General features: G+C 72.6%; 19 protein-coding genes. 7 read left to right on the top strand and 12 right to left on the bottom strand.

The features are described from left to right. Positions 1-83: 83 nt before the first annotated feature. The 8 genes from AMK18_RS18035 to AMK18_RS18000 all read right to left on the bottom strand — a co-directional run bounded on the left by AMK18_RS18035 (position 84) and on the right by AMK18_RS18000 (position 9,717). A complete protein-coding gene (locus AMK18_RS18035) occupies positions 84-1,427 on the bottom strand; it encodes a hypothetical protein (RefSeq protein ID WP_073863544.1) in 1,344 nt (447 codons plus the stop codon). Between the two features lie 403 nt (positions 1,428-1,830). Then, positions 1,831-2,805 carry an N-acetylglucosamine kinase gene (locus AMK18_RS18030; protein WP_073863543.1) on the bottom strand — a complete coding sequence of 325 codons (975 nt, stop codon included), beginning with the start codon at positions 2,803-2,805 and terminating at the stop codon, positions 1,831-1,833. Next, positions 2,796-4,061, bottom strand: a complete 1,266-nt coding sequence (locus AMK18_RS18025) for a 6-phospho-beta-glucosidase (protein ID WP_073863542.1) — start codon at positions 4,059-4,061, stop codon at positions 2,796-2,798. Before AMK18_RS18025 ends, AMK18_RS18030 begins: the two co-directional genes overlap by 10 nt. Positions 4,062-4,064: 3 nt before the next feature. Then, positions 4,065-4,967, bottom strand: a complete 903-nt coding sequence (locus AMK18_RS18020) for a carbohydrate ABC transporter permease (protein ID WP_073863541.1) — start codon at positions 4,965-4,967, stop codon at positions 4,065-4,067. Between the two features lies 1 nt (position 4,968). After that, a complete protein-coding gene (locus tag AMK18_RS18015) occupies positions 4,969-5,910 on the bottom strand; it encodes a carbohydrate ABC transporter permease (protein WP_026171911.1) in 942 nt (313 codons plus the stop codon). A gap of 10 nt (positions 5,911-5,920) precedes the next feature. Next, positions 5,921-7,258: an ABC transporter substrate-binding protein gene (locus AMK18_RS18010; protein ID WP_073863540.1), complete on the bottom strand. Its 1,338-nt coding sequence runs from the start codon at positions 7,256-7,258 to the stop codon at positions 5,921-5,923. A 59-nt stretch (positions 7,259-7,317) separates the two neighbouring features. Beyond that, positions 7,318-8,535, bottom strand: coding sequence for an ROK family transcriptional regulator (locus tag AMK18_RS18005; RefSeq protein ID WP_073863539.1), 1,218 nt, complete (start codon positions 8,533-8,535; stop codon positions 7,318-7,320). Between the two features lie 126 nt (positions 8,536-8,661). Continuing rightward, positions 8,662-9,717 (bottom strand): mechanosensitive ion channel family protein, encoded by a 1,056-nt coding sequence (locus AMK18_RS18000; protein ID WP_018106038.1) that lies wholly within the window; start codon positions 9,715-9,717, stop codon positions 8,662-8,664. Positions 9,718-9,910: 193 nt separating this feature from the next. Here AMK18_RS18000 and AMK18_RS17995 point away from each other — a divergent pair, with 193 nt between their 5' ends. Then, positions 9,911-10,447: an HNH endonuclease gene (locus AMK18_RS17995; RefSeq protein WP_018106039.1), complete on the top strand. Its 537-nt coding sequence runs from the start codon at positions 9,911-9,913 to the stop codon at positions 10,445-10,447. Positions 10,448-10,517: 70 nt separating this feature from the next. On the opposite strand, the gene AMK18_RS17990 is transcribed toward AMK18_RS17995, so the two are convergent. Next, a complete protein-coding gene (locus AMK18_RS17990) occupies positions 10,518-13,520 on the bottom strand; it encodes a beta-N-acetylglucosaminidase domain-containing protein (RefSeq protein WP_073863538.1) in 3,003 nt (1,000 codons plus the stop codon). A 314-nt stretch (positions 13,521-13,834) separates the two neighbouring features. Between AMK18_RS17990 and AMK18_RS17985 the strand changes: the two genes are divergently transcribed. The 5 genes from AMK18_RS17985 (at position 13,835) to alc (ending at position 18,813) form a co-directional block, all read left to right on the top strand. Then, positions 13,835-14,101, top strand: coding sequence for a hypothetical protein (locus tag AMK18_RS17985; RefSeq protein WP_018106041.1), 267 nt, complete (start codon positions 13,835-13,837; stop codon positions 14,099-14,101). Then, positions 14,102-16,255: a 4-alpha-glucanotransferase gene (malQ, locus tag AMK18_RS17980; RefSeq protein ID WP_073863537.1), complete on the top strand. Its 2,154-nt coding sequence runs from the start codon at positions 14,102-14,104 to the stop codon at positions 16,253-16,255. Between the two features lie 62 nt (positions 16,256-16,317). Then, positions 16,318-16,548 carry a hypothetical protein gene (locus AMK18_RS17975; RefSeq protein WP_026171913.1) on the top strand — a complete coding sequence of 77 codons (231 nt, stop codon included), beginning with the start codon at positions 16,318-16,320 and terminating at the stop codon, positions 16,546-16,548. A 127-nt stretch (positions 16,549-16,675) separates the two neighbouring features. Next, positions 16,676-17,614, top strand: coding sequence for a LysR family transcriptional regulator (locus AMK18_RS17970; protein ID WP_073863535.1), 939 nt, complete (start codon positions 16,676-16,678; stop codon positions 17,612-17,614). 59 nt (positions 17,615-17,673) lie between these two features. Then, on the top strand, positions 17,674-18,813 hold the full coding sequence (gene alc / locus AMK18_RS17965; protein WP_073863534.1) for an allantoicase: 1,140 nt from the start codon (positions 17,674-17,676) through the stop codon (positions 18,811-18,813). 67 nt (positions 18,814-18,880) lie between these two features. On the opposite strand, the gene pepN is transcribed toward alc, so the two are convergent. Then, a complete protein-coding gene (gene pepN / locus AMK18_RS17960) occupies positions 18,881-21,457 on the bottom strand; it encodes an aminopeptidase N (RefSeq protein WP_073863533.1) in 2,577 nt (858 codons plus the stop codon). A gap of 114 nt (positions 21,458-21,571) precedes the next feature. Here pepN and AMK18_RS17955 point away from each other — a divergent pair, with 114 nt between their 5' ends. Further along, positions 21,572-22,072 carry a DUF1203 domain-containing protein gene (locus tag AMK18_RS17955; RefSeq protein WP_073863752.1) on the top strand — a complete coding sequence of 167 codons (501 nt, stop codon included), beginning with the start codon at positions 21,572-21,574 and terminating at the stop codon, positions 22,070-22,072. Positions 22,073-22,162: 90 nt separating this feature from the next. On the opposite strand, the gene AMK18_RS17950 is transcribed toward AMK18_RS17955, so the two are convergent. Next, complete coding sequence (locus AMK18_RS17950) at positions 22,163-23,191, bottom strand: aspartate-semialdehyde dehydrogenase (protein WP_018103164.1); 1,029 nt, start codon at positions 23,189-23,191, stop codon at positions 22,163-22,165. Positions 23,192-23,382: 191 nt separating this feature from the next. Beyond that, entirely contained in the window at positions 23,383-26,691 is a 3,309-nt protein-coding gene (locus AMK18_RS17945; protein ID WP_026171522.1) for a S8 family serine peptidase, read from the bottom strand. Positions 26,692-26,852: the final 161 nt, after the last annotated feature.

The raw sequence follows: 26,852 nt of genomic DNA, 5'->3' as shown, positions 1-26,852 counted from the left end.
GCCCCAGCCGCGCAGCCGGTGCAGTGGACGTCCGTGCCCGGAAAGGCCCGTCCTCGGGTCCTTCGCTGTCATCGCTCCCCCTGTCACCGGAACTCCGAGAGCCTGCGGTTGACGCCGACGATCCCCGCGACCGCGCCCAGCACGGCCAGGATCACCGCGCCGGCCGGCAGGCCGCCCAGGGCGCCGCGGCCGTCCCGCGCGGCCCGGGTGAAGTCGTCCTGCTCGTGCGCCAGGGCGTCGCGCAGCGCGTCGTCCACCTTCTTGAAGGACTCGCCGGTCGAGTTCTCCTGGCCGATGATCTGCTCCAGGGCCGATTCGTAGTCCCCGGCATCGTCGGTCGTGCGGGCCGTACGGTGGCGGCCCTGCCACTCCTTGACCGCCGCGGCCGCCGCGGCGACGGGCTTGCCGCCCTCGCCGTCACCGGTGTCGTCGGCCAGCTTCGCCGCCGCGGCCAGCTCGCCGCCGAGCGCCTTCATGCCCGCCGTGTAGTCGGTCTCGTACTTGTCGTTCTTGCCGTCCGCGGTGAGCACCGCGCCCCGGGCGACCACCGTCAGGTTCTCGTCGGCGCGCGCCTTCAGCGAGTCGATGCGCGCCCGGTTGAGCACGTCCATGGGCCGCTGCCCGTGCGAATCGGCCTCGGCCAGGCCGGACCTGGCCACCGTGTGCCCGACCGCGAGCCACAGCAGCAGCACCACCGTCGCGGCCGTCGCGGCCAGCAGACCGTGGTTGAACACCCGGTTCGTCCGGCGGTAGTTGCGGCGCTGCGCCCAGACCAGCACGGCCAGCGCGACGACCCCGGCGACGAGCGAGAAGAGCGGCCAGCTCCGGGCCGAGCTCTGGTCCTCGCCGAGCCGGCCGGTCTCCGCCGCGTACAGCCGCTCGGCGGCCGGCAGCAGTTCACCGGACATCGCCTGGTTCGCGTACCGCAGATAGGCGCCGCCCAGCGGGAGCCCCTGGCGGTTGTTGGCGCGGGCGCGCTCGATCAGGCCCGTGTAGCGGGGGAGTCCTTCGTTCAGCGTGGTGATCTCGCGGCCGGACGCGGTGGCCGCGTCGGTGTTCGCCGCGGCCTTCACCAGCAGCCGGGACGCCTCCTCGATGTCCTTCACGTACTGGTCGTGCACCGCGCGCGGCTCCTGCGGCCCGGCCAGGAAGCCGCTCGCCGCCGCCGCGTCCGCGTCCGCGAGCGAGCGGTAGATGCCCGCCGCGTCCGCGCTGAGCGGCTGGCTGCGCTCCACCACGTCGTCGGCGGAGGCGGCCCGGTCGTTGATCTCGACCGCCGTCACCGCCCCGAACACGAGGACCAGGAGCGCCAGGACGGCCCCGATGATGCGCAGCCGGCCCGGTTCGGTGGTCGCGGCGGCACGCAGTCGCCCCACGACGGCGGCCCGGGTGCTCGGCTGCTGCGGCACGGGCGCGGGCGCCGGCATGGGCGCGGGCGCGGCCTCCGGCGCAGGCGGCTGTCCCAGCGCGCGTTGCAGCGCCTCACGCGCACTCGGCGGGTGTGTCACTCGACCTCCCCCTCGGTCACTGACGGCGGCCCGCCCCCGGCCGATCGGGGGACTGGTGCCCGGCCAGAAGTATGGCCTCAGGGACCGGTACCCACATCCAGAACGCCTGGATCGGGCACCGGACCACGCGGCGGCCGGCGGTGACCGGCCGCGGTCAACCGCATTCGATCAAGACCGGCGCCGTTGATCAAGGCGAACGGCACGATCCCCCTCCGGACCGTCCTCCCCATCAACAACACGACTGGGACACCCATTCGGTTCCCTCCACGCGAAAGGCGCCCCGCAACCCGCAGGCTACGGGACGCCCTTGACGGCCCGGTGGTCAGGCGTACTGCGCGCGCAGCCTCGCGTGCACCCCGGGCGCCGCGCCCGTGTGGTCCAGGCCCAGGAGCCCGGCGCCGAGGACCGGCGACTCCTGCACCACGCGCACCACGGCCTTCGGGGCCCGCGCCGCGAGGAGTTCGCGGACGCGGTCGTCCAGCTGCGGATGGCGCGCCGCCAGAACGCTGCCGCCGAGCAGCACCGGCGCCTCCTCGTCCAGCAGCCCGAGGCGGGTCAGCGCGACCGAGGCCAGCGCCACGACCTCCTCGGCCAGCCGGTCCACCAGGGCCCGCGCGACCGGGTCGCCGGCGGCACCCGTCGCGAAGAGCACCGGGGCCAGCTCGTGGCGGCGCTCCGTCGCGATGCGGCCCAGGTGCAGCGCCTCGATCAGCGCGTACATCGAGTCGAGCCCGAAGTGCGCGGGGAGCGTCCGGGCCAGCTCGGTCGGCTCGCCCCGGCCGTCCTCGGCGCGCGCGGCGAACCACAGCGCCTCCTCGGACAGACCCGAACCGCCGCCCCAGTCACCGGAGATCCGTCCGATCGCCGGGAAGCGCGCGGTGCGCCCGTCCGGGACCATGCCGACGCAGTTGATGCCCGCGCCGCACACCACGGCCACGCCGCGCGGCTCGTCCACCCCGGCCCGCAGGATCGCGAAGGTGTCGTTGCGGACCTCGACGGTCCGGCCCCAGCCGCGCGCGGCCAGCGCCACCGTCAGCTGCTCCTCCTCGACCGGCAGGTCCGCGTTGGCGAGGCAGGCGGACACATGGGCGACCTGCCCGGCGTCCGCCCCGGCCTCGGTGAACGCCCGCTCCACCGCCGCGCCGAGCACGTCGACGGCCGTCTCCACTCCGGCCAGGGGCGGCTGGAACCCGCCGCCCCTGGCCGTGGACAGCACCGTGCCGTCCGCACCGATGAGGGCCACATCGGTCTTGCTGTTCCCCGCGTCGATCGCGAGGACGGAACCGTTCACGCCCACGCGAGGTGCTCCCGGTTGTGCGCGATCAGCTTGTCGGTCAGCGCCTCGGCGTACTCGAACTGGCCGATCAGGGGGTGCGCGAGCAGCGCCTTGAACACCCGGTCCCGGCCGCCGTGCAGCGCGGCCTGAAGGGCGAGGTCCTCGTACGCCGTGACGTTGGCGATGAGCCCCGCGTACAGCGGGTTCAGGGTGGGCACGGCGAGCGGCGTGGCGCCCGAGCCGTCGACCTTCGCCTGGACCTCGATCACCGCGTCGTCCGGGAGGAACGGCAGGGTGCCGTTGTTGTACGTGTTGACCACCTGGTGCGCCGAGCCGCCGCCGCCCAGGAGGGCCGCCGCCAGGTCCACGGCCGCCTCCGAGTAGAAGGCGCCGCCGCGCTTGGCGAGCAGCGCGGGCTTCTCGTCGAGCGCCGGGTCGCCGTACATCGCCAGGAGCTCCTTCTCCATGGCGGCGACCTCGGCGGCCCGGGAGGGCTTGGTGCCGAGCTCGCGGACGACCTCGTCGTGCGCGTAGAAGTACCGCAGGTAGTACGAGGGGACGACGCCGAGCCGGTCCACGACCGCGCGCGGCATGTGCAGGTCGTCCGCGATGGCGTCGCCGTGCTCGGCGATCAGCCGGGGCAGCACGTCCTCGCCCTGCGGGCCGCCGAGGCGGACCCCCGTCTCCCAGGTGAGGTGGTTCAGCCCGACGTGGTCGAGGTGCACCTCGCCGGGGGCCACGTCGAGCAGCCGGGCGAACTTGCGCTGGAAGCCGATGGCCACGTTGCACAGGCCGACGGCCTTGTGACCGGCCTGGAGGAGGGCGCGGGTGACGATGCCGACCGGGTTGGTGAAGTCGATGATCCAGGCGTCCGGGTTGGTGCGCCGGACCCGTTCGGCGATGTCCAGGACGACCGGGACGGTGCGCAGGGCCTTGGCGAGGCCGCCGGCCCCGGTGGTCTCCTGGCCGATGCAGCCGCACTCCAGGGGCCAGGTCTCGTCCTGGTTGCGGGCGGCCTGGCCGCCGACGCGCAGCTGGAGCAGGACGGCGTCCGCTCCGGCGACGCCCGCGTCGACGTCCGAGGTGGTGACGATGCGGCCCGGGTGGCCCTGCTTGGCGAAGATCCGCCGGGCGAGGCCGCCCACGAGGTCGAGCCGGTCGGCGGCCGGGTCGACGAGGACCAGCTCCTCGACCGGCAGCGTGTCACGCAGCCGGGCGAATCCGTCGATCAGTTCGGGGGTGTAGGTGGACCCGCCACCCACTACAGCGAGCTTCATGGTTCAGCCCTTTACTCCGGTCAGTGTGACGCCCTCGACAAAAGCCTTCTGTGCGAAGAAGAAGACGACGATCACGGGGGCCATGACCAGAACGGTCGCGGCCATGGTCAGGTTCCAGTCGGTGTGGTGCGCGCCCTTGAAGGACTCCAGTCCATAACTCAGCGTCCAGGCCCCCGGGTTCTCGGAGGCGTAGATCTGCGGGCCGAAGTAGTCGTTCCAGGCGTAGAAGAACTGGAAGAGGGCGACCGCGGCGATGCCCGGCTTGGCCATCGGCACCACCACGCGCAGCAGGGCGCGCAGTTCGCCGCAGCCGTCGACCTTCGCCGCGTCGAGGTACTCGTCGGGGATGGTCAGCAGGAACTGCCGCAGCAGGAAGATGGAGAACGCGTCGCCGAAGGCCATCGGGATGATCAGCGGCCAGAGCGTGCCGGACAGGTCCAGCTGCTTGGCCCAGAACAGGTACATCGGGATGACCACGACCTGCGGCGGCAGCATCATCATCGAGATGACGAGCATCAGCGACAGATGCCGGCCGCGGAAGCGGAACTTGGCGAGCGCGTACGCCACGGGCAGCGAGGACACCACGGTGAGGACGGTGCCGGCTCCCGCGTACAGCAGGGTGTTCCGCCACCAGGTGAGGAAGCCCGGAGTGTCGAACACCCGCTTGTAGTTGGCCCACTCGAAGGGGTGCGGCCACAGGTCCCGGGTGAGGGTCTGCTGGTCGCTCATCAGCGAGGTGAGCACGAGGAAGACGAACGGCAGCACGAAGAAGAGCGCCGCCGCTACGCCGAGCGCGTGCACGGCGATCCAGTTCAGCAGCGCCTTGCGGCGCGCGACGCGCTGGGCCGGGGTGACGGGGTCACTCACCGGTCCGGCGGCCTTCGGGTGGTCGAGAACCTGCGCCATGTCACTCACCTGCCTGGATCAGTCCGCTGCGGCGCCGCATCAGCAGTGCGGTGAACGCCATGGCGAGGACGAAGAGAACGAGCGCGACCACACAGGCGGAGCCGTAGTCGAAGCGCTGGAAACCGAGGTTGTAGACCAGCTGCGGAAGCGTCAGTGTCGACTTGTCGGGATAGCCGGGTTCGAACTGCTGGCCCGAACCGCCCATGACCCCGGACGCGACCTTCCCGGCCACCAGCGGCTGGGTGTAGTACTGCATCGTCTGGATGATGCCGGTGACCACGGCGAACATGATGATCGGCGAGATGTTCGGCAGCGTGACGTAACGGAACCGGTGGTACGCGGTCGCCCCGTCCAGCTCCGCCGCCTCGTACTGCTCCTTCGGTACGTCGAGCAGCGCGGCCATGAAGATCACCATCAGGTCGCCCACCCCCCACACCGCGAGCGCGGTCAGCGCGGGCTTGGACCAGGTGGCGTCGGTGAACCAGCCGGGCGTGCCCATCCCCAGGTCGCCGAGGATCGAATTGACCGGCCCGGTGCCGGGGTTGAGCAGGAAGACGAAGCCCAGCGTGGCGGCGACCGGCGGTGCCAGATAGGGCAGGTAGAACAGCGTCCGGAAGACGCCCGTCCCCGTCTTGATCTTGGTGATCAGCATCCCGACGCCGAGTCCGAAGACCACCCGGCAGGCCACCATCACGATGACCAGCCACAGGGTGTTGCGCAGCGCCGGCCAGAACAGCGGGTAGTCGTTGAAGACGAACGACCAGTTCTTGAGGCCGCTGAACTCGGGGGCGGAGAAGCCGTCGTAGCTGGTGAAGGAGAAGTAGACCGTGGAGATCAGCGGGTAGGCGAAGAAGACGCAGAACCCGATCAGCCAGGGCGACATGAAGGCCGCCGTTCGAAGCGCCGACCTGCGGCGCTTCGAACGGAGTGTGTACGTGCTCATCGCGTCGGCTCTACTTCGCCTGGTCGATCGCCGCGTCGATTTCCTTGGCGGTCTTCTCCAGACCCGCCTGGACGTCCTTCTGCTTGCCCTTCTCGACGTCGAAGCCGAGGTTCTGCAGGGAGGTCAGGTACGCGCCGCCGTTCACCGAGGGCGGGGTGGTGGTCGACTTCGGGTTGGCCGCGATGTCCAGGAAGACCTTGAAGCGTGGGTCGTACTTCAGCTTCGGCGACTTCAGCGCGGCCAGCGTGGAGGGCACGTTGTGGATGGCGTTGGCGAAGTTCACCACCGCGTCGGTGTCGGTCGTCATGAAGTTGACCAGTTCCCAGGCCGCGTTCTGCTTGCCGGACGTGGCGGCGATGCCCGCGATGGTGCCGGTCAGATAGCCCTTGCCGTACGTGTCGGCCTCGTCGTCCGCGACGGGCATCGGGGCCACCCCGATCTCGAAGCCCGGCTTGGTGTCCTCGGCCATGCCGAGCCGCCACTCGCCGTCCAGCTGCATGGCGACCTGGCCGGTGTGGAACGGGTGCTTGGCGCCCCACTCGTCACCGAAGCCGGTACGGAACTTCTCCAGCTTCGCGTAGCCGCCGAGCGAGTCGACCAGCTTCTTCTGGCTGGTGAGCAGCGCGGCGAACGCCGGGTCCTTCGCGATGTTGGACTTGCCGTCCGCGTCGAAGTAGGTGGGGTTCCAGGCACCGAGGTAGTGCTCGGTGGTCGACTCGTAGCCGTGGTAGTTCGGCATGAAGCCCAGCTGCTCGTACGAGTCGCCCTTGGTCTTCGTCAGCTTCTTGGCGTCGGCCGCGAACTCGGACCAGGTCTTCGGCGGGTTCGCGATCCCGGCCTTCTTGAACGCGTCCTTGTTGTAGTAGAGCCCGTACGCGTCACCCAGCAGCGGGACCGTGCAGCGCACCCCGTCGTACTGGGTGTACTCGTTCATCGCCTTCGGGAAGGTGGCCTCGGGGTCGATGCCGTCCTTCTTCAGGAACGGGTTGAGGTCCACGAACGCCTTCGAGGAGCAGAACTTGCCCACGTTGTTCGTGGTGAACGACGAGACCACGTCCGGCGCCTTGGAGCCCCCGGCGCGCAGCGCCTGGTTGATCTTGTCGTCGGTCATGTTGCCGACGACCTTCACGTGGATGTTGGGGTGGGCCTTCTCGAAGGCGGCGATCGTGGCCTCGATGCCCTTCACCTCGCCCGGCGCGCTCCAGCCGTGCCAGAACGTGATGGTCGTCTCCTTGGACGCGTCATCGTTGGCCCCGGAGCTGCTCTGCCCGGTACAGGCGGAGGCGAACAGGGCTATCGCGGCGGTCGCGGCGAGCGCGACGGCCGGCTTCCGGCGGTTTCCGGACATGGTGGTGTCTCCCGGTGAAGCGGTGGGCAGCAAGGGACGGACGGAAGGAAGGTGAGAGGTCAGCGTGAGGTGTCGAACACTTCGTCGCGGGTGGTGGCCAGCGCGCTCTCCAGCGCGCCGCGCAGAACGGGCCGTTGGGTGACGTCCCCGGCGAGCAGCCGGGGCCTGGACGCGGCGAGCTCGGCCAGCTCGGCCGCGACCCGGGCGCGCAGCTGCTCCCCGCCGCGCGAGAACAGCTCGCCGGAGAGCACGACGATCTCGGGGTCGAGGACGGCCACCAGGGAGGCCAGGCCGGTCGCGAGGCCGGTGGCGAACCGGTCGAGCAGCGCGGTGTACGGCCCCGCCTCGCCCCGCTCCGCGGCCTCGGCGGCCCGGCCCACCAGCTCGGCGGCGACCTCGTGATGGGTGCCGGAGCCCGGCGCGTCCTCGATGCCCAGCTCCCGGGCCAGCCGCGCGAGCACCTGGGCGCCCGCCAGCTCCTGGAAGCCGCCCGCGTTGGCCTTGGTGACCTGGCGGACCAGCGGCGCCCCCGGCACCGGCAGGAAGCCGACCTCGCCGGCGCCCCCGGTGAAGCCCCGGTGCAGCCGGCCGTTGATGACGAGGGCGGCGCCCAGGCCCTCCTCGTTCCACAGGAGCACGAAGTCGTCGTGGCCCCGGGCCGCGCCGCTTTGCTGCTCGGCCACCGCGACGAGGTTGACGTCGTTCTCGTACTCGACGGGCATCGGCAGCACCGCCGCCAGCTCGTCGAGCAGCGTGGTGGAGTGCCAGCCCGGCAGGTGCGAGGCGTACCGCAGCCGGCCCGTGTTCGGGTCGAAGGCGCCCGGGGTGCCGATGACCACCCGGTGCACGTCGGCCCGGGTCAGCCCGGCGGCCGCGACCGCGCCGTCCAGCGCCTCGGTCACCTCGCGCACCACGCTGTCGGCGCGCCGCCCGGGGGTCCGCAGCTCGAACTCCCCGACCGTCTCGCCGGTCACATCCGCGACGGCGGCGACGATCCGGTGGGCGTTCACATCGAGCCCGGCGACATGGGCGGCCGAGGCGTTGACCGCGTACAGCTGGGCGTTGGGGCCGGGGCGCCCGGCGGCGGTCCCGGTGGCGACGACGAGCCCGGCGGCTTCGAGGCGGGCCAGCAGCTGGGAGGCGGTGGGCTTGGAGAGCCCGGTGAGCTTCCCGATCCGGGTCCGCGACAGGGGGCCGTGCTCCAGGAGCAGATCCAGGGCGGCCCGGTCGTTCATGGCGCGCAGAACGCTGGGTGTGCCCGGCGTGTTTCCGGCCATGAGCGTGGCACCTGCCCCTCTGTTAGGAAAGTTTCCTATTCGGTGAGAGGAAGGTAGGGCCCGGGCCACCGGGGCGTCAATGACCTGACCCCCGGTGGCAACCAAAGCGTTACCGGGCCGGGCGGGCTACTTCGTGGTGCTCGGCGGGATCGGGGTCGTGGCGAGCGACTGCGGCGAGGTCGCCGAGGCGTACGCGGACGGGGCGGCCATCCCGGCCGTCGGGTCGGCGCCCTCCGCGGCCTCCTCCGGGGTGCCGGTCACCATGCTGATGCCCGCCGCGTCCAGGGCCACCTTGATGCGCCAGCGCAGCTCGCGCTCCACACCGGCCGCCTCGCCCGGCATGGTCTTCGCGCTGACCCGGACCGTCATCGATTCCAGCAGCACCGTGTCCAGGCCCAGGATCTCCACCGGGCCCCACAGCCGCTCGGTCCAGGGGTCCTCCTTGGCCATCTCCTGGGCGGCCTCGGTGATCACCGCGCGGATCTTCTCCAGGTCCTCCGTCGGGCGGACCTGGACGTCGACGCCCGCCGTGGACCAGCCCTGGCTGAGGTTGCCGATCCGCTTGACCTCGCCGTTGCGGACGTACCAGATCGCGCCGTTCTCACCGCGCAGCTTGGTGACGCGCAGGCCCACCTCGATGACCTCGCCGGAGGCGACGCCCGCGTCGATCTGGTCGCCGACCCCGTACTGGTCCTCCAGGATCATGAAGACCCCGGACAGGAAGTCGGTGACCAGGTTGCGGGCGCCGAAGCCGAGCGCGACGCCGGCGACCCCGGCGGAGGCGAGCAACGGGGCCAGATTGATCTGGAACGCGCCCAGGATCATCAGCGCCGCGGTGCCCAGGATCAGGAACGAGGCCACCGAACGGAGCACCGAGCCGATCGCCTCCGACCGCTGGCGGCGGCGCTCCGCGTTGACCAGGAGACTGCCCAGCGCGGTGCCCTGGACGGCCTGCGCGCTGCGGTTCATCCGTTCTATGAACTTGCTCAGGGCGCGGCGGACCAGATGGCGCAGAACGACCGCGACGGCCGCGATGAGGACGATCCGCAGCCCTGTGTTCAGCCAGGTGGACCAGTTCTCCTCCACCCAGCCCGCGGCGTCTCCCGCCTGCTTCGCGGCTTCGTCCAGCGAGCCGCCCGGCTCGGGTGACGGGGCTGCGGCCAACAGGGCGGACAGGGACACGACGGGACCTCCAGGGGGCGGGCGCTGAGCGGAAGAGCGCTGAACAACCACACTAACGGGGGACCCGTGCGGGAAAAATTCCTTCCGGCCCGTTACCCGTACGTGGTGGCGCTCCGACCAGGCGTGAGGGGAGACTGAGAGCGGAGATCGTCCCGGCGCGAGCCACGCGCCGCCGGCGTACAAGGAGGCATACGTGCCGCATGTCCTGGTTCTCAACGCGTCGTACGAGCCGCTCGGCGTCGTACCGCTCCGCCGCGCACTCGTCCTCGTCCTCGAGAACAAGGCCATCTGTCTTGAGGAGTCCGGCGCCCTCATGCACAGCGAAACCCGGGTCGTCCCGGCCCCCAGCGTCGTCCGGCTCAAGCGGTTCGTCCGCGTCCCCTACCGGGGTCCGGTTCCGCTGACCCGGCGGGCCCTGTTCGCCAGGGACGGGGGGCGCTGCATGTACTGCGGGGCCGCCGCGACCAGCGTCGACCACGTCATCCCGCGCAGCCGGGGCGGCCGGCACGCCTGGGACAACGTGGTGGCGGCCTGCCGCCGCTGCAACCACGTCAAGGCCGACCGCCATCTGCCCGAGCTCGGCTGGCGGCTGCACCAGCAGCCCGCCCCGCCGACCGGACTGGCCTGGCGGATCATCGGCACGGGGCACCGCGACCCGCGCTGGCTGCCCTATCTGCAACCGTTCGGCGCGGACGACGCGATGGCCCGGATCGACGGCATCTCAGCCTGAGACCGGGCCTGTCTGCTTCCCGGGGCGGTCCGCCGCACCGGGACTCCGGCCTGCCCGCGCCCCGGCCCCCTCAGCCGTCCTCCGCCACCGCGTACGCCTCGGCCGACCAGAGCGAGATCCCGTACTTCGTGGCCCGCTCGTCGCCCACCACGCGCACGAACCGGGTGTCCTTCGCGTCCATCCGCACCGACTCGCGGCCGCCCTCGCCCTCGCGGACGGTCGCGGCGGTGCGCCAGGTGCGGCCGTCCGAGGAGACCTGGACGCGGTAGCGCGAGGCGTACGCGTCCTGCCAGTGCAGCTCCAGCTTGCCGAGGCGGACCGGGGCGGGCAGTTCCGCCTGCCACCACGAACCGTCCTCCGCCGGGGAGGACCAGCGGGTCTCCGGGTCGCCGTCGGACGCGGCGGCCGCCGGGAAATCCGCGGTCTCGTCGCCCGACGAGGAGGCGGTGGCCCCGCGCAGCAGGTCCGGCCCGGCGGTGCGCGGGTAGGCCCGCACGGTCAGCGTGGTCCGCTCGTCCCCGAAGGTGAACGGCACCGCGTACTCACCGGCCGGGGTGTCCTTCGGGACCGTGATCTCCACCGGGACCTCGGTCCGCGTCCCGCGCGGCACGGTCGTACGCTTCGGCACCCGGACCTCGATGCCCTCGGGCGCCTTCGCGGTCAGCCGGCCGCGCACCTCGGCCGGGCGGCGGCCGGACAGCCGGGCCCGGACCTCCTGCGGCCCGCCGCCGATGACCGCGTCCGTCTCGCCGCGCGCCAGGTCCAGCCGGGCGGCCGGTTCGTCGCCGAACCAGGGCACCAGGGAGCGCACGTCCGGGGCGGTCCCCGCGCGGACGGACGCCCCGGCCAGCGGCGGGATGATCAGGGGCGGGGCACCGCCCGCCAGCGGGGTCGCGGCCGGCCAGCTGATCCGGACCGCGTCGGCCCGCACCCCCTCGCCCGCCGCCTGGGTCCACCCGCTCGCCGACAGCGGGCCGAGCGCGCGCCACCCCTCGCCCGGCACATGCGCCTGGACCGTCGCGCCCACCGCCGCCCCGTCGTCCGGCACGGTCGTCGCGGTGACCGCCTCCAGCGGACGGGCCCGGTCGAGCCGCACCGTATAGCTGCCCGGCGCCTGCGACACCTTGCCGCCCGGCCGGTCCGTGCCGGTCCAGGAGCGGGCCTCCTCGCGGACCCGGTCCAGGAACGGGTCGAGCACGCCCTCGCCGACCTTCGCGCCGCCCGCCGCGATGTCCGCGCGGACCGGTTCCAGCGCCAGGGACGCCCGCCAGGCGGCGGCCCCGTCGCCCCGGGCCTGGGCGCACAGCAGGTCCACGGCCAGCTCGCCCGCGTGGCCGTAGCGGGACAGCTGCGCGCTCCACGGGCGGACCTCGTCCCCGAGCCGTCCCCCGGCGACGCCCGCGAGCCGCGCCGGGGCCGCCCGCATCTCGCCGAACGCCTCCCGCAGCCGGTCCGCCGCCGCGTCGAGCGCCTTGCCGTCGCCGCCCGCGTACGCCTCGCTGAACGCGGCGATCAGCGGCCGCAGATACGCGGACTCGGTGGAGCCGAGCACGGAGCCCGCGCTGTTGCCCGCGAGCGCCCGCAGCGCGCCGCCGCTCCGGCCGTCGCCGCCCGCGAGGTCGTCGATCGCGGCCTCCCAGGACTTCGCGGAGTCGTAGCCCCTCGGGTTCCACGCGAAGTCGGCGGCCGTGAAGAGCGGAATGCGGGATGCGGCGGGCTGCTCCATCGCGTTGGCGAGCAGCGCCGCCGAACCGGACGCCACCGCCGGATCCCGGCCGGTGTACGGGCCGAGGAAGATCCGGTCCTGCGCGTAGTCGTTGACCGGGTAGTTGTCCATGGTCACCAGCGGGTGCCGGAACGCGGCGCGCGCCCCGGCCAGTTCCCCGCCGGTGATGGTCCTCGGTACGACGCCGACGCCCGTCCAGGCGACCTCGACCCCGTCCGCCAGCTCCCGGGCGAGCGCCGTGCGGTACGCCGTCGCGCCGTCCTGGTAGTACTCGGTCGGCATCACCGACAGCGGCAGGGCGTCCGGGTGGCGCTCCGCCAGGTGCCGGGCCACGCCGTTCACGACGCGGGCCTGCGCCCGGGCCGCCGCCGCGGGGCCGCTGCCGAAGGCGTCCGCGTCGGCCGCGCAGTGCCACTCGCTGTAGCTGACGTCCTGGAACTGCACCTGGAAGACCCGGACCCCCAGGTCCCACATCGCGTCGATCTTGCGGTTCAGCGTCTTGAGGTCGCGGTCCGACGACAGGCACATGGCCTGACCCGGCGCCACCGCCCAGCCGAGCGTCACGTGCTCGGCTCCGGCCCGTTCCGCCAGCGCCCGGAAGTCGGCCTTCCGCGCCGCCGGGTACGGGTCGCGCCAGCGGGCCTGGCGGTACGGGTCGTCGCCCGCCGCGTACAGATAGCGGTTCTGCTTGGTGCGCCCCAGGAAGCCGAGCTGCGCCAGCCGGTCCTCCTGGCTCCACGGCTGCCCGTAGAACCCCTCGGTCAGTCCGCGTACGGCGGTGGCCGGCCAGTCCCGGACGGTGACCGCGGCGACCTTCCCGCCCCGGACCAGCTGGCGCAGCGTCTGCACCGCGTGGAACAGCCCGTCCTCGCCGACGCCCTCGACCGCCACCGTGTCCCGCTTCGCGACCCGCCCGGCCGCCAGCCGGTAACCGCCCGCCGGGAGATCCGCGCGGTCCGGGGCGCCCAGGCCGCGCAGCGCGTCCGCCGCCCCGTCGCCGCCCAGCCGCAGGACCGGACCGGCGCCCGGCAGCGCCTCGTGGACCGTGCGCACCCCGGCGTCCGCCAGGACCGCGCGCAGCGCCTGCACGGCGTACGGATCGGCCTCCGGGTCCGCGATCAGCGTGACCTCGCGGCCCAGGGCGACCGCGGGCCCGGCCGCCGCCATGCTCTGCGGGCGCGGCCACACGGCGGGGAGCGCGGCGTCCGCCGCGCGGCTCCGGTCCGCCGCGGACCTGGACGCCGGGTCCGGGGGAGCGGCGAGCGCGGCCGGGGCCCCGGTGGCGAGCAGCCCGCCGAGCACGGCCACGGCGACGGCCGTCGCCCGCGTCCTCCCACTGAGCCGCATCCCTGTCTCTCCCCTCGCCCCGGCCAATGGCCCCCGAGCCCACCACCCCGCGCGCGAGGGTGTCAATGCGCGGGGTGTTCGGTACGGAAATGCCCTGATGTGACCGATGTGATGAACGGGGCGCGTGCGGCGGGGCGATACGCGAAAGACAGCGCCGAATGGCCGAAAAAGGCGAATGTCTTGCGGGCAACCGGCTCTTCGGGAACGGAATGTGACCCGGAGCACGTTGAACTCGTTGTCGTAACGCCTACGTCTGCGGCGGCGTCCGCTGGGTAGGCCGTCACTGTCCTGTTCTCCACGGCCAGGAGGCCACCATGCCCGCCATCGCGCAGCGCCCGCTCTCCGCCCTCTCCAAACAGGCATCCGGTCCCGCCCCGCTGATCAGCGCCTGCCCCGCCACCGTGCCCGGCCCGCTCACGAGCGAAGCGCCGCTCGCCGACGCCATACCCCTGACCAGCGAGCCCCCGCTCGCCGAGGCCACCCCCCTGACCAGCGAGCCGCCGCTCGCCGTCCTCGCCCCGCTGACCAGCGAACCGGCCGCGTCCGGCTGCGCGTGGGGCACGGAGTCCCCAGGAGTCTGAATGGGCTTGTCCCGGCTCGCCGCACTGCACGGCGTCGCCACCTCCTTCTCCCCGTCCGCCGGTGTCACCGGGCCCGTCCCCGAGGCCACGGTCGTCGCCGTGCTCGGCGCGCTCGGCGTGGACGCCACGACGCCCGAAGCGGTACGTGACGCCCTTGCCGCCGCCGAGTCGGCCGCCCGCACCCGGCTGTTCCCGGGCACCTTGGTGGTGTGGTCCGGCGAACCCCTGCCGCCCGCGCTGACCGGACTGCCGCCCGGCACGGAGCTGACCGTCCGGCTGGAGGAGAGCGCCGAGGAGGCGGAGCCGGTCCGGATGCGGGTGCCCTCCGGGGAGCCCGATCCGGCCGGACCGGGAAACGCCTGGTGGGCCGAACCCCCGCTCGGGGTGCACCGGCTCGCCGCCCGCGCCCCGGGCCGCGAGCCGCAGGACTGCACGCTCGTCGTCGCCCCGGCCCGGGTGCCGCAGCCGCCCGCCCGCACCCACGGCTTCCTCGTCCAGCTCTACTTCCTGCTCTCCGCCCGCTCCTGGGGCATGGGCGACCTCGGCGACCTCGCCGACCTCGCGTCCTGGTCCGGCCGCCGCCTCGGCGCCGGGTTCGTCCAGGTCAACCCGCTGCACGCGGCGGTGCCCGGCGCCCCCACCGACCCCTCGCCCTACCGCCCGTCCTCCCGGCGCTTCCCCGACCCCGTGCACCTGCGCGTCGAGTCCGTCCCGGAGTACGGGCAGGTGCCCGATCCGGTCGCGCTGGACGCGCTCCGCCGCAAGGGCGCCGAGCTGCGGGATGCCGTCCTGGACAAGGGCGCCCTCATCGACCGGGACGCCGTGTGGGCCCTCAAGCGGCAGGCCCTCGACCTGGTCCTCGCGGTCCCCCTCACCCCCGGCCGGCACGCCGAGTACTGCGACTTCCTCGCCGACCGGGGCCGCGCCCTGGAGGACCACGCCCTGTGGTGCGCGCTCGCCGAGGTGCACGGGCCCGACTGGCACGGCTGGCCCGAGGAGCTGCGCGACCCCCGCTCCGACGCCACCGCCCGCGCCCGGGCCGAGCTGCTGGACCGGGTCGACCACCACTGCCGCCTCGCCTGGCTGACCGCCACCCAGCTCGCCGACGCCCAGCGCGCCGCCCGGGAGGCCGGGATGCCCGTCGGCGTCGTCCACGACCTCGCGGTCGGCGTGCACCCCGGCGGCGCCGACACCTGGGCCCAGCAGGACGCCTTCGCCCACGGCATGTCCGTCGGCGCGCCCCCCGACGCGTTCAACGCGCGCGGCCAGGACTGGGGCCTGCCGCCCTGGCGCCCCGACGCCCTCGCCGCCTCCGGCTACGCCCCGTTCCGCGGCCTGCTGCGCGGCCTCCTCGCCCACGCGGGCGCCCTGCGCATCGACCACGTGATGGGGCTCTTCCGGCTCTGGTGGGTGCCCGAGGGCCGCCCGCCCACCGAGGGCACCTACGTCGCGCACGACGCGGAGGCGATGCTCGCCGTCCTGGTCCTGGAGGCGCACCGGGCCGGCACCGTCGTCGTCGGCGAGGACCTGGGCACGGTCGAGCCCGGCGTCCGCGAGGCGCTGGCCCGGCGCGGCGTCCTCGGCACCTCGGTGCTCTGGTTCGAGCGGGACTGGTCGGGCGACGGGCGCCCCCTGGCCCCCGAACGGTGGCGCCGGGACTGCCTGGCCACCGCGACCACCCACGACCTGCCCTCCACCGCCGCCCGGCTGACCGGCGACCATGTGACGCTCCGCCACCGCCTCGGCCTGCTCACCCGCCCCCTGGACGAGGAGCTGAGGGAGGACGGCGCGGACACGGCCGAGTGGCTGGCCCTGCTCACCCGGCTCGGACTGCTCCCCGAGGGCGTTGCCTTCCCCGCGGCCGGAGCGCTCCCCGGCGGCGTGGACGAGGAGGCGGCCGTCCAGGCCGTCCACCGCTTCCTGCTGCGCACCCCCGCCCGGATGACCGGGATCTGGCTGCCCGACACCGTCGGCGACCGCCGCCCGCAGAACCTCCCGGGCACCTGGGACCAGTACCCCAACTGGCGGCTGCCCGTCGCCGACGCGGAGGGCGTCCCGGTCACCCTGGAGCAACTGGCCGCCTCGCCCCGGCTGCACCGCCTGATGGACGTCCTGCGCGCCCCGCAGGAGCCCCTGGAGGTCCGCCTGCCGTGAGCCGGACCCCGTACGGCACCCCCGGGCGCGCGGCCCGCGCGGGCGTTCGCTACGTTTGCACCGTGGACAAGAAGAACGCTATGCGCGCCGGCGCCGTCGCCGCCGGAACGACGCTGATGATGCTGCTGATGTCGTCCCCCGCGCTCGCGCTCACCCGCGACGACGGCGACGACCCGGGTACCGGCCTGAGCGTGATCGACACGCTCGGTCTGTTCGTCCTGGCGCCCCTCGTGCTCTTCGGCGTCATCGCGGGCCTGGTCATGGTGCTCGACAAGTCCAAGAAGCAGGTCTGACCCACCTGCCCGGCGACCGGGGCCCCGCCCCGGTCCCGCCCCGCACGGCACGGGTGCGCCGCACGGTAGTTACTACCGCGCGGCGCACACGCATGTCCGGACCCGGGCGTGCCGGTAGGTTGCGCCCATGACCGAGTGGGACGTCAAGAAGCTCCGCATCCTGCGCACCCTGCGCGACCGGGGCACGGTCACCGCGACCGCCGACGCCCTGCTGATGACCCCCTCGGCGGTCTCGCAGCAGCTCTCCAACCTGGCCAAGCAGCTCGGCGTGCCCCTCCTGGAGGCCCAGGGCCGGCGCGTCCGCCTCACCGACGCCGCCCATCTCGTCCTGCGCCACGCCGAGGCGGTCTTCGCCCAACTGGAGCGCGCCGACGCCGAACTGACCGGCTATCTGCGCGGCGAGGCGGGCGAGGTCCGGGTCGCCGCGTTCGCCACCGCCGTGCCCGCCCTCGTCGTCCCGGCCGTGCAGCGGCTGCGCGCCGACCCCCGCCCCGGCCCTGAGGTCCGGGTGCGCGAGGCGGAGGCCGCCCAGGCGTACGAACTGCTGGCCGCCGCCGAGGTCGACCTCGCCCTGTCGCTGGCCGCCGAAGCCCCGACGGCCCGCGACCCCCGGTTCGCCGTCCTGCCGCTGCTCGCCGATCCGCTCGACGTGGCGCTCCCGGCCGGCCACCGCCTCGCGGACGCGCCCGGGCTGCGCCTCGCCGACCTGTCCGCCGAGCCCTGGATCTACGGCGGCTCGGGCCCCTGGTCGGAGATCACCGTCTCCGCGTGCCGGGCGGCGGGCTTCGTACCCGAGCAGGCGCACAGCGCGTCCGGCTGGACCGCGATCCTCGCCATGGTCGCCGCCGGTCTGGGGGTCGCCCTGGTCCCGCGCATGGCCTCGGCGGAACGGCACGGGCGGGAGGGCGTGGTGATGCGGGTCCTCGATGCGGACCGGCCCCGCCGCCATGTCGTCGCCGCAGTCCGGCGCGGGGGAGAGGACGCCCCGGCGGTGGCCCGGGTCCTCGCGGCGCTCCGCGAGGCGGCGGAACCGTATGGGGAGAGCGCGACCGTTCAGCCCAGCTGAATGATTCGTGCGGAAACTTTCGATGGACCTACCGGCTTCCGGCGTACGACAGTGAACGCATGACCACCGAACAGAATGAGATCCGGAACGACGACCCCCACGCCAACGACGCGGCCCCGTACGGCGGCGGTGACCCCTACGCCGACTACCGCGCCGCCGACCTCCCCTTCACCGACCTCGTGGACCTCGCCGACCGGCGGCTCGGCGCGGGCGTGATCGCCGCCAACGACGAGTTCTTCGCCCAGCGCGAGAACCTGCTCGTCCGGGAGCGCGCGGTCTTCGACCCCGAGCACTTCGGCCACAAGGGCAAGATCATGGACGGCTGGGAGACCCGCCGCCGCCGCGGCGCCGACGCGGAGCACCCCTTCCCGGCCCCCGACGAGCACGACTGGGCGCTGATCCGGCTCGGCGCCCCCGGCATCATCCGCGGCATCGTCGTGGACACCGCCCACTTCCGGGGCAACTACCCGCAGCGCGTCTCCGTCCAGGCCACCTGCGTCGAGGGCGCGCCCGGCCCGGAGCAGCTGCTCGCCGACGACGTGAAGTGGGAGGAGATCGTCCCCCCGACGCCCGTGCGCGGCCACGCCGCCAACGGCTTCGAGATCACCGGCGGACGCCGCTACACCCACATCCGCCTCTGCCAGCACCCCGACGGCGGCATCGCCCGCCTCCGTGTGCACGGCGAGGTCGTCCCCGACCCGTCCTGGCTGGCCACGCTCGGTACGTTCGACCTGATCTCGGTCCTGAACGGCGGCAGTTACGAGGACGCCTCGGACCGGTTCTACTCCTCGCCGACCCAGATCATCCTGCCCGGCACCTCGCGCAAGATGGACGACGGCTGGGAGAACCGCCGCCGCCGGGTCCGCGACACCAACGACTGGGTCCGCTTCCGGCTGCCCGCCCAGGGCGCCGTCCGCGCGGTCGAGATCGACACCGCCTACCTCAAGGGCAACGCGGCCGGCTGGATCGCCCTGCACGGCCGGGACGGCGAGAGCGGCGAGTGGTTCGAGATCATCCCGCGCACCCGCCTCCAGCCCGACACCCTGCACCGCTTCCCGCTGCCGGACGAGGCCGTCGTCACCCACGTACGGCTCGACGCCTTCCCCGACGGCGGCGTCGCGAGGATGCGCCTGCACGGCTCCCTGACGGAGTCCGGCGTCGCTGACCTCAGGGCCCGCTACGAGGCGTCCGCCTCGTAACCCCCCCGCCCCCGCCCGGCGGACGGCTGCGCTTCAGCGCCTGTCCGCCGGGCGGTTTCCAGCTTCGTTACGCGGTCGCGGCCGCCGCGTCCGCCGTACGGGCCCGCAGGGCGCGCTCCACGCCCGAGCGGGACTCCGACATCAGCCGGCGCAGACCCGCGCCCGGCTCGGCCGAGGCCAGCCAGGCGTCCGTGGCGTCCAGGGTCTCCTGCGAGACCTGGAGCGCCGGGTACAGGCCGATCGCGACCTGCTGGGCCATCTCGTGGCTCCGCGAGTCCCAGACGCCCTTCACCGAGGCGAAGAACTTCTCCGTGTACGGGGCCAGCAGCTCGCGCTGGTCCGTCTGCACGAAGCCCGCGATGACCGCCTCCTGGAGCGAGTTCGGCAGCTTGTCGGACTCCACGACCGACGCCCACGCCTCGGCCTTCGCCTCCTCGCTGGGCCGCGCCGCACGGGCCGAGGCCGCGTGGCGCTCGCCCGCCGCCGTCCGGTCCCGCGCGTACTCGGCGTCGATCTCCTCCTCGTCGATGAGTCCGGTGGCCGCGAGCCGCTGGACGAACGCCCAGCGCAGCTCGGTGTCCACGGCCAGGCCCTCGATCGCCTCGGCGCCGTCGAGCAGCGAGCGGAGCAGGTCCAGCTGCTGCGGGGTGCGGGCGGTGGCCGCGAAGGCGCGCGCCCAGGCCAGCTGGTGGTCGCTGCCCGGCTCCGCCGCGCGCAGGTGCGCGAGCGTCGCGTCGGTCCACTGCGTCAGGCCCGCCTCGCGCCATTCCGGCGTCGCGTACAGGTCGATCGCCGTCTTGACCTGGCGGTGCAGCGACTGCACGACGCCGATGTCCGACTCCTTGCCGATGCCCGACAGGACCAGCGCGAGGTAGTCGCGGGTGGCCAGTTCGCCGTCGCGGGTCATGTCCCAGGCGGACGCCCAGCACAGGGCGCGCGGCAGGGACTCGGTGAAGTCGCCCAGGTGCTCGGTGACGACCCGCAGCGACTCCTCGTCCAGGCGGACCTTCGCGTACGACAGGTCGTCGTCGTTGAGCAGGATGACGGCCGGGCGCGCGGAGCCGGCCGGGAACGGCACGGTGGTGCGCTCGCCGTCGACGTCCAGCTCGATCCGGTCCGTACGCACGAGCTTGCCGGCCTCATCGAGGTCGTAGCAGCCGATGGCGATCCGGTGCGGGCGCAGCGTCGGCTCGCCCTTGGCACCCGCGGGCAGCGCGGGCGCCTCCTGGAGCACGGTGAACGAGGTGACGTGCCCGTTCTCGTCGGTCTCGATCTCCGGGCGCAGGATGTTGATCCCGGCCGTCTCCAGCCACGCCTTCGACCACGTCTTCAGGTCGCGGCCGGAGGTCTCCTCCAGCGCGCCCAGCAGGTCGGACAGGCGGGTGTTGCCGAAGGCGTGCGCCTTGAAGTACGCCTGGACGCCCTTGAAGAACTCGTCCATGCCGACGTACGCCACCAGCTGCTTCAGGACCGAGGCGCCCTTGGCGTACGTGATGCCGTCGAAGTTGACCAGGACGTCGTCCAGGTCGCGGATGTCGGCCATGATCGGGTGGGTCGACGGCAGCTGGTCCTGCCGGTAGGCCCACGTCTTCATGGAGTTGGCGAACGTGGTCCAGGAGTGCGGCCACCCCGAGCCCTCGGCGTACGCGAGGCAGGCGATCGAGGTGTACGTGGCGAACGACTCGTTCAGCCAGAGGTCGTTCCACCACTCCATCGTGACGAGGTCGCCGAACCACATGTGGGCCAGCTCGTGCAGGATGGTCTCGGCGCGCGTCTCGTACGCCGCGTCCGTGACCTTGGACCGGAAGACGTACTGGTCGCGGATGGTGACCGCGCCCGCGTTCTCCATCGCGCCCGCGTTGAACTCCGGCACGAAGAGCTGGTCGTACTTGGCGAACGGGTACGCGTAGTCGAACTTCTCCTGGAACCAGTCGAAGCCCAGCCGGGTCACGTCGAAGATCGCGTCCGCGTCCAGGTACTCGGCGAGCGAGGGCCGGCAATAGATGCCCAGCGGGACGGTCACGCCGTCCTTCTCGTAGCTGCTGTGCACCGAGTGGTACGGGCCGACGATCAGCGCGGTGATGTACGAGGAGATGCGCGGCGTCGGCTCGAACGACCAGACGTCGTCCTTCGGCTCCGGCGTCGGCGAGTTGGAGATCACGGTCCAGCCGGACGGCGCCTTCACGGTGAACCGGAACGTCGCCTTCAGGTCGGGCTGCTCGAAGCTCGCGAAGACGCGGCGCGCGTCCGGCACCTCGAACTGGGTGTACAGGTACGCCTGCTGGTCGACCGGGTCGACGAACCGGTGCAGGCCCTCACCGGTGTTGGTGTACGCACAGTCCGCGACGACCCTCAGCTCGTTGGCCCCGGCCTGCAGGTGCGACAGCGTGATACGCGAGTCGCGGAACACCGCCGCGACGTCCAGCGCCCTGCCGTTCAGCTCGACCTCGTGCACCGCGGGGGCGACCAGGTCGATGAAGGTCTCCGCACCGGCCTCGGCGGAGTCGAAACGCACGACGGTGACGGACCGGTAGGTCCCGCCCTCCTGCGCTCCGGAGAGGTCGAGATCGATCTCGTACGCGTCCACGGTCAGCAGGCGCGCCCGCTCCTGTGCCTCTTCGCGGGTCAGATTCGTGCCAGGCACGCGGTCATCTCCTTGCTCTGTGATGTTTCCCGCCATACTTCCACGGGACCCACACTCAGGGCGATGTCCGTTTTCCGCCGGACCGGGGCGTTCCGGCGCGGCACGCTCGGGACCATGACCACTTACGAGGCACGCGCGATCGAACCGGACGCGCTGAAGGAACTCCGGGAGACCGACGACGCCGGCCGCCCCTGCGTCCCGTACACCGCCACCGAGGCCGGCGACCCGCTGCGGTGCTGCCTGCGCGGCAGCGAACCGGGGGAGCGCATCGCCCTCGTCTCCTACGCCCCGCTGCGCCGCTGGGCCTCGGCGACCTGGGCCCGCCCGGGGGCGTACGACGAGCAGGGCCCGGTCTTCATCCACGCCGAGGAGTGCGAGGGGCCGGAGCCCGGCCGGACGGGCTACCCGTTCTCCCGCGCGGGCGCCCTGCGCACCGTGCGCCGCTACGACGCGGACGGCCACATCGTGGGCGGCTGCCTCCTGGAGATCCCCGAGGACGAGGAGCGCGGGTACGACGCGGCGTTCACGGAGGCCTTCGCGGACCCGGCGGTGGCCCTGGTCCACGTACGCGCCGTGGAGTACGGATGCTGGCACTTCGAGGTGAGGCGCCCCTGAGCCCCGCCCGGGGCGCTGCCCCGGACCCCGCTCCTCAATCGCCGGAGGGGCTGAAAATTCAGCCCGTCCGGCGATTGAGGACACACAGGGTCAGCCCCGCAGCTCCGCTGCGACGAGCTCCGCGATCTGGACCGCGTTCAGCGCCGCGCCCTTGCGCAGGTTGTCGTTGGAGACGAACAGCGCGAGACCGTTCTCCGCGGTCTCGTCGTTGCGGATGCGCCCCACGTACGACGCGTCCTTGCCCGCGGCCTGCAGCGGCGTCGGGATCTCGGACAGCTCGACGCCCGGCGCGTCCTTCAGCAGCTCGTACGCGCGCTCCACCGAGACCGGCCGGGCGAAGCGGGCGTTGACCTGGAGGGAGTGGCCGGAGAAGACCGGGACGCGGACACAGGTGCCGGAGACCTTCAGCTCCGGGATCTCCAGGATCTTGCGGGACTCGTTGCGGAGCTTCTGCTCCTCGTCCGTCTCGAAGGAGCCGTCGTCCACGATGGACCCGGCCAGCGGCAGCACGTTGAAGGCGATGGGGCGCTTGTAGACACCCGGCTCCGGGAAGTCCACGGCCGAGCCGTCGTGCGTGAGCTTGTCCGCGTCGGCGACGACCTTGGACGCCTGGCCGTGCAGCTCGGCGACCCCGGCGAGACCGGAGCCGGAGACCGCCTGGTACGTGGCGACGGTCAGCGCTTCGAGCCCCGCCTCCTCGTGCAGCGGGCGCAGCACGGGCATCGCGGCCATCGTGGTGCAGTTCGGGTTGGCGATGATGCCCTTGGGGCGGTCCGCGATCGCGTGCGGGTTGACCTCGGAGACGACCAGCGGGACCTGGGGGTCCTTGCGCCAGGCGGAGGAGTTGTCGATCACGACGGCGCCCTGCGAGGCGACCTTCTCGGCGAGCGCCTTCGAGGTCGCGCCACCGGCGGAGAACAGCACGATGTCCAGGCCCGTGTAGTCGGCCGTGGCGGCGTCCTCGACGGTGATCTCGCGGCCCTGCCACTCGATGACGGAGCCCGCCGACCGCGCGGAGGCGAACAGCCGCAGCTCGTCGGCCGGGAACTTCCGCTCGGCCAGGATGCTGCGCATGACCTTGCCCACCTGACCGGTGGCGCCGACGATTCCGACCTTCACAGGAACTCCCTCAGACGTACGAACGGGCACGGTTGCCGGTCCATGATGCGTATGTCCACGCCCGCCTTGTCCAATCCATTGTCCGGCCTGCGGACGAGTGGCGCGCAGCACAGTGGGGCGGGTGCCCGGTGAGCACCCGCCCCACTGCCGTTCGGATCACATGTACGGATCACATGTTCGGCACCGTGTGGCTACGGCGTGACCTTCTCGATCACGACGCTGCCGGTGCCCGCCGCGGTGCCCCGGGCGTTCACGAGGCTGACCTCGCCGAAGAACTGCCGCCCCTCGGGAGCCGCACCGGCCACCTTCACCTCGGCGCCGACCTGGGCGGACGCGCCGGCGGCCAGGTTCACGGCCTTCGACTCGTCCACGGAGATCGTGCCGAGCGACGCGGAGTAGTACACGTCGCGGTAGTCGTACTCGGTGGTCCCGGCCGGGACGTCGTACCCGTCGATGACGACGGTGTACGTGCCGGCGGCCGGCTTCACCAGGCTGACGGACTCCTCGGAACCGGCCGTGGTGGAGGAGCCGACCTCGGCGCTCCCCTTGTACACGTACAGGTCGAGGTCGGCGTTGGCGTCGCTGGTACCGCCGATGGCGACGTCCAGCTTCTCGACGCCCTCACCGATGGTGACCTCCTTGACGTACTCGCCGCCCGTGGAGATCGACGGGCGCTCGACGTCGGCGGAGCCCAGCGAGCCGCCCTTGAGCTTGCCCTCCAGGGGACCCGCGTTGTTGGTGACCTTCCAGTCGACCGACGCCGGGGTGCCGATCTTCGCCTCGGCGATGGTCTGCACCGCCGGGTCGAAGGTCGCGCCGAGCAGCGCCACGTCCAGCTTGTACGGGTTGTCCAGCAGCGGCGACGTGCGCCGGGCCTCGACCTCGATCTCCCAGACGCCGGGCTGCGGGTCCGGGTAGGAGCGCGCGTCCGGGCGGCAGGTGTTGGCCGGGTTCTCGTAGTTCGGGTAGCAGAACGGCGTACCGCTGTCGTCCACCGGCACCCCGTACGGGTGGATGGCGATGAAGCGGGTCTGGCTGCCCGAGCGCAGGGCGCTCATCGCGACCTCAAGGGTCTTGGCGCCCTCCGGCACGGTCACGAAGTACGACGTGGTGCCGTTGCGCTGCACCGAGCCGGACGCCTTGAACGCGTAGGACGGCTTCGCCAGCGCCTTGGAGACGACGACCGTCGTCAGGATCTGCTGGTCGGTGCCGGCGGTCTTCTTGTCGTCCAGCTGGAGGATCGCGCTGTGCACGCCCGCGCTGCCCGGCTTCGCCTGGACCTTGACCGTGACCGGCTTGCCCAGCGGCAGCGAGACCTTCTTGGAGCCGACCAGCGAGAAGGTGCCGTCGTTGTACTTCCAGGAGAGCTTGTGCTCGACCTTCTTGTCCGGGCCCGTGGTGCGGGTGACCGTGACGTCGTAGGTCTTCTTCTGGCCGGCCTGGAGGCCGCCCTCGCGGTCGTACAGGCCGGTGCCGAAGCCCGGGGTCTTCAGCGCGAAGTCGATCGCGGTGTCGACGGGGGCCTTGACCGAGTACTCGTGCGCCGGGGCGCCCTGCTTCGCGATCAGCTTCCAGGCGTCCACGATGTTGATCAGACCGGCGCCCTGGGCGTGCGCGGGCACGTCCTTGATCTTGGTGGCGGTGCTGGTCAGCGCGGTGCGCAGGTCGGCCGGGGGCAGCTCGATGTGCTTCTGCTTCGCGGCGGACAGCAGCAGCGCGGTGGCGCCGGCGGCCTGCGGGGAGGCCATCGACGTGCCCTGGAGCATGGAGTAGCCCGCCGGGAGCGAGTAGCCCGCCTCGGCGACCGGCGAACCGGGCAGCCAGGTCTGCGTCGAGTTGATCGACGCGCCGGGCGCCGTCAGGGTCGGCGTGAAGCCGCCGTCCTCACGCGGGCCGCGCGAGGAGAAGGGCAGCATGTCGTACTTCTTGGTGACGTTGGAGCCGTAGTTGGCGGCCCAGGTCTCCTTGGAGATGGACGCGCCGACCGAGATGACGTGGTCGGCGAGGCCGGGGTCACCGATGGTGTTGACGCCGGGGCCGTCGTTGCCGGCCGAGATGACCAGCTGGACGCCGTAGATGTCGACCAGCCGCTTGTACAGCTCGGAGCGGGCGTTGTTGCCGTCGTTCAGCGGCGGCAGGCCGCCGATCGACATGTTGACGACGTCGACGCCGCGGTTCACGACGAGGTCGATCATGCCCTCGGTGAGCGCGATGTTGGTGCAGCCGCCGGACCAGGTGCAGGCGCGCGAGGAGACGATCTTCGCGCCGGGCGCGGCACCGTTCATCTGGCCGCCGAAGAGGCCGTTGGCGGCGGTGATGCCGGCGACGTGCGTCCCGTGCTCGGACTCGATGACCCCGATGGAGACGTAGTCGGAGGTGTCGCCGGCCGCGTTGTAGACGACGTCCTTGCGGTTCTCGACGACGAACGGGATGCGCTCCACGACGTCCGTGCGCGGGTTGTCCTTGCCGAAGTAGGAGACCTGGTGCTTCTCCTTGTACGGCTTGAGGGCGGTGTCGTCGCGGAAGTCGCCGTTGTCGTTCAGGTCGACCCGGGAGGCGCCGGTGACCGGGTCGTAGAGCACGGCCCAGGTGTCGGTGGTGTCGCCGTCGCGGTTCAGGTCGCCCGCCATGTCGCCGCCCTTGGTGGCGGCCTCGGCGAACAGGGCGATCCGGTACGAGCCCTTGGGCGCGTTGTACGTACGCCCCTTGTACGTGAACACCGGGCCGGAGACGGCGTCCGTCATCCGCAGCCAGGTGCCGTCGCCGTCGCTCACCGGGTCGGTGGCGGTCACCCAGTCGGTGATCTTGCGCTCACCGGTGGTGGTCTTCTGGAGCGCGGGGTGCGCGATGTCGACGCCCGCGTCCAGGACGCCGATGGTGATCCCGCGGCCGTCCGCCTTCGGGTGCTGCTTCACGAAGTCGACCGCGCCCGTCTCGAAGGACGGGTTGTACGGGTTCTTCGCCGGCGTCTTCTTCCCGGGGGCCGGGTAGCTGCCGGTGGACTTCGCCTTGCTCTTGGCGCCGGTCGCCCGGTCGGCCGCGGGCGTCGGGTCGTCCAGCACGATCTCCTGCTTGAGATCGATGCCGTGGACGGAGCTGAGCTTCGACGCCGCCTTGATGGTGGCCTCGGCGGTCGCGGTCGGCACGGTCGCGCGTACGTAGCCCAGCTTGTCGTAGGCGCGCCCCAGCACGGAGCCCTTGACGGCGTCCAGCTGCTTGCGGACCTGCTCGGTCGCGCCGGGGGCGGTCGCGACCATCATCGTGACGTTCTTCTCGCCCTTGGCCTTGGCCTTGGTCAGGACCTCGGCGTCGGCGGTGCCCAGCTTGTCCGCCGGAGCGGTGCCGGCGGCCTTGACGGGGGAGGAGGCCGGATCGTCGGCGGCGAAGACGGGGGCGACACCGGTGGCGGCCAGCGCGGCCACCAGACCGGCGGCGGCCGCCACCCGGGCCGCGCGTCTCGCTCCGGATATGGAGCCGGGGGATTCGGAGGTCATCAGCATCCCTGTATGTGAAAGAGAGAGTCCGGAAATCGGTACCGGATGACCGCTCACCCTTTCGTAAATGACAGGGGTTTGTGGAGAGTTGTGGGGGGCTTGTTGGGTACATGGCGGGATTCCGCCACCGGTACGGGAGCGTCAGCAGGGACGAACGGGCCCATACG

The sequence above is a fragment of the Streptomyces sp. CB01249 genome (genome assembly GCF_001905735.1).
Lineage (GTDB): Bacteria > Actinomycetota > Actinomycetes > Streptomycetales > Streptomycetaceae > Streptomyces.
The sequence above is the reverse complement of the archived record's forward strand: the minus strand, read 5'-3'. Positions and strand labels throughout refer to the sequence as shown.

Coding starts and splice junctions, on each gene's coding strand:
- AMK18_RS18035 (WP_073863544.1), bottom strand. CDS start 1,427: ATGCCGGCGCCCGCGCCCGTGCCGCAGCAGCCGAGCACCCGGGCCGCC.
- AMK18_RS18025 (WP_073863542.1), bottom strand. CDS start 4,061: ATGAAGCTCGCTGTAGTGGGTGGCGGGTCCACCTACACCCCCGAACTG.
- AMK18_RS18020 (WP_073863541.1), bottom strand. CDS start 4,967: ATGGCGCAGGTTCTCGACCACCCGAAGGCCGCCGGACCGGTGAGTGAC.
- AMK18_RS18015 (WP_026171911.1), bottom strand. CDS start 5,910: ATGAGCACGTACACACTCCGTTCGAAGCGCCGCAGGTCGGCGCTTCGA.
- AMK18_RS18010 (WP_073863540.1), bottom strand. CDS start 7,258: ATGTCCGGAAACCGCCGGAAGCCGGCCGTCGCGCTCGCCGCGACCGCC.
- AMK18_RS18005 (WP_073863539.1), bottom strand. CDS start 8,535: ATGGCCGGAAACACGCCGGGCACACCCAGCGTTCTGCGCGCCATGAAC.
- AMK18_RS17990 (WP_073863538.1), bottom strand. CDS start 13,520: ATGCGGCTCAGTGGGAGGACGCGGGCGACGGCCGTCGCCGTGGCCGTG.
- AMK18_RS17985 (WP_018106041.1), top strand. CDS start 13,835: ATGCCCGCCATCGCGCAGCGCCCGCTCTCCGCCCTCTCCAAACAGGCA.
- malQ (WP_073863537.1), top strand. CDS start 14,102: ATGGGCTTGTCCCGGCTCGCCGCACTGCACGGCGTCGCCACCTCCTTC.
- AMK18_RS17970 (WP_073863535.1), top strand. CDS start 16,676: ATGACCGAGTGGGACGTCAAGAAGCTCCGCATCCTGCGCACCCTGCGC.
- alc (WP_073863534.1), top strand. CDS start 17,674: ATGACCACCGAACAGAATGAGATCCGGAACGACGACCCCCACGCCAAC.
- AMK18_RS17955 (WP_073863752.1), top strand. CDS start 21,572: ATGACCACTTACGAGGCACGCGCGATCGAACCGGACGCGCTGAAGGAA.
- AMK18_RS17945 (WP_026171522.1), bottom strand. CDS start 26,691: ATGCTGATGACCTCCGAATCCCCCGGCTCCATATCCGGAGCGAGACGC.